This is a genomic window from Variovorax rhizosphaerae (genome assembly GCF_037889975.1).
GTDB classification, from domain to species: Bacteria; Pseudomonadota; Gammaproteobacteria; order Burkholderiales; family Burkholderiaceae_C; genus Variovorax; species Variovorax rhizosphaerae.
Map to the genome: position 1 here is coordinate 1 of NZ_JBBKZT010000090.1, position 2704 is coordinate 2704.

At 60.7% G+C, this 2704-nt stretch carries 3 protein-coding genes and 1 pseudogene; 2 read left to right on the plus strand and 2 right to left on the minus strand.

The annotated features are described in order from the left end of the window. Nucleotides 1-77 precede the first annotated feature (77 nt). Both WKW82_RS40335 and WKW82_RS40340 read right to left on the minus strand, forming a co-directional pair. The gene (locus WKW82_RS40335; RefSeq protein ID WP_340348818.1) at nt 78-572 is read right to left on the minus strand and encodes an SOS response-associated peptidase; all 495 of its coding nucleotides are present in this window, start codon (nt 570-572) and stop codon (nt 78-80) included. 79 nt (nt 573-651) lie between these two features. Continuing rightward, the gene (locus WKW82_RS40340) at nt 652-873 is read right to left on the minus strand and encodes a hypothetical protein (RefSeq protein WP_340348819.1); all 222 of its coding nucleotides are present in this window, start codon (nt 871-873) and stop codon (nt 652-654) included. Nucleotides 874-1753: 880 nt separating this feature from the next. Here WKW82_RS40340 and WKW82_RS40830 point away from each other — a divergent pair. Continuing rightward, nucleotides 1754-2204 (plus strand): annotated as a pseudogene (locus WKW82_RS40830) (Hsp20/alpha crystallin family protein). Nucleotides 2205-2219: 15 nt separating this feature from the next. Beyond that, complete coding sequence (locus WKW82_RS40350) at nt 2220-2627, plus strand: Hsp20/alpha crystallin family protein (RefSeq protein ID WP_340348821.1); 408 nt, start codon at nt 2220-2222, stop codon at nt 2625-2627. Nucleotides 2628-2704: the final 77 nt, after the last annotated feature.

Consider the following 2704-nt stretch of genomic DNA (forward strand, 5'->3'; position numbering starts at 1 on the left):
CAACAGCGTGCGCCTGCACTCCAAACTGGGCAACTTGCCGCCCAATGCCTTCGAGCAGCAATTGGCAATCAAACAACCTATCGCAGTGTCTGAAAAAACTTGACCAGCACACTGCGTTTGTCCTGCTGGTAGGGGCTGAGCTTCGGATCGGGCTTTTGCATGCGACTCATCAGAGGGTGCGTGGCGGCATTGAGGGTAAGCATCGTGTAGCTCTCGTGGGCCTCACCAGTGGTTTTGTCAGTCCATACGTTCCACAGCCCAGCCAGGCCCGACGGCGCCCCGTAAGCGCGAGCGAAGCGCCACCAGATGTTCTCGCCAGTTTCCCAATTCGGCTCGTAGAAGGTGGCCGCCGGAATGATGCAGCGCTGACCACGCTTCCAGGGATCCCTGTAGCTCGGCTTTTGTGCGAGTTCCTCGCTTCTTGCGTTGGTCGGGTACTTGAGTTTCGGCTCCTTCGCGAACCACGGAATCAGTCCCCACTGCCCGACGACGAGCTCGCGTGAGTAGCCCGCATCATTTCGTGCGCGGCGAATGAAAGGGCCGGCGGAGCGCGGAAGATTTCGAGGGGCCACTGCGGCTGGTTCCGGGCTCCGATGTGCCACTCGCGTTCGATCAGAACCCAGTCGGGCGGCGTGTAGCGGTTGCACATCGTCAGCCCGCTGGCGCGGCGTCTTCATCTTCACCCGGAGCGCGCGGCCCGATGCGCTCATCCACGATCAGCCGATACAGCGCGACCGTGCCGGCCTCGAACGCTTCGGTCCACGTTTGGTACGCCAGCTCGCCAGACTGAACGTCCTTCCACTCGCTAGCGTCCTCTGTGCTTTCGTGGAGTACCCAGAAAAAGTGGCCCGGATCAGGCTCGTCGACAAACACTGAGATGGCGAAAGTGGCTCATTGGGACATTGTGCCGAACTCCTTTTACCCGCTTAGGCCAGCTTTTTGCGCCTCACCAAGCTCGCCAAAGCCAGGAAATTGCAACCGCAGGTCCCGGCAAGGGTGCTAGTGCAACCAGCGCTTCCACCACGGACTTGAATGCTCATCGTCGCTACTCAGTTGGTCCAACTCACCCACCGCCGATCACGACCGCGCCGAGGCCAGCGCCCTGCGCTGGGCGATCGGCGAACTGGAATCCAAGAACGGGCCGTCGGAGTGATCTACCAACCCCTTAGCACCTCCGGCACCGCTGTCCACCAGCGTGGGTCGACCAGCTCAGGATGCGTGAGCCGTAAGCTTTTCAAGCTCCGCGCGCAGAGCAGCGATCGTTGCCTCGAAATGCCAACGACGCTTCCATTCTTCAGGAGCGGGGTATGGCCCGCGCCCAGCCGAAAAAAGGGCGATTTTTTCTCTGAGCCTCCGCTCCGAGGTGTTGAGTTCTCGCATTGCGACATGCAGTCGATCGAGGAGATCAGCCTTCGTATTAGCTTCCATATGGGCATTCCGAACTTCAGGGTTTTAAAGCCTGACGCCACAATCCAAACCTTTCTGAAGCCTGATCCCTCAACTTCGCGTAGGCAACAGCCTGTAGGTGCGTACTGCCCTGGAGGTCGGCATGACGCCAACAGTCTTGGCGTTCCGGTCAGCGCCATGCCTCAGGCACTCCTGGACGCCCATTCCGTGTCGATTGGCGATGGCGCCATCGCCTTGCACGGAGATACTGGCATTCCGCTCCGTGCGTCACCCCCTCTGTGTTTGCTGAATCCTTCGCGGCGCCCTCTTGAAAAGTGTTTGCCGGCCTCTAGCTTGCGAGCTCGCTATGTATCGCTCTCTTTTTCCTCGCGACCTCTTTGCCGAGATGGATCGCCTGCAGCGCGAGATGCAGCAGGCAGTGGATCTCACTCCTAGTATCCGGGGATTCGGTCGCGGCGGCTTTCCTGCATTGAACGTCGGAGGCACCGAGCAGGCGGTGCAGATCTACCCCTTTGCACCGGGCTTGGACCCGCAGAGCCTCGAAATTGATCTGGATCGCGGCGTGCTGACGATCGCGGGTCAGCGCACCTCCGGCGTCGATGAAGGGCGCAACAACCGATGGCAAGCAGGCCACGGTGCACATCAACGAGCGTTTTGCGGGCGAGTTCCGCCGCGTCCTCTCCTTGCCGGAGGATGCGGATCCGGAAGCCATCGATGCGACCTACCGTGACGGAGTCGTGCGCATCACCGTGCAAAGACGAGCCTCGTCCCGGCCGCGCCGTATCGCCATTCAATGACTAAAGGAGATCGAAATGAACCAACTTCGTGACCAAGCTGGCCGCCCTTCGTCCTTTGAGGGAAGGCCGCAGGATGCATCACGCTACAGCGATGCCGCGCTGATGCCACCTGTGGATGTGATCGAAGACGTCAATGGCATCACGTTGTACGCGGACCTGCCCGACGTCTCACGGGAAAATCTGCACCTGCAGGTAGAAGCCGCAACCCTCACGATCGACGCCGAGGTGGATCTGGGATTGCCGGAGGGGTTGCAATCGAGTCATACCGAGGTCGGGCTTGGGCGCTTCCATCGAACCTTCACGCTCAGCCAGGAACCGGATCCAGAAAGGATCGCGGCGGACCTCTCCAACGGCGTACTGAGACTGAGCATTCCGAAGGCCGAGCATGTGAAGCCGCGTCGGATCGCGGTGACCGCCGCCTGATAGCGGCCGAGAAAGGCAGGGTGTTGATGCCGGCGCGTTCTTGACCCAGATGCCGGGCACTGAACTGACCCATCCCA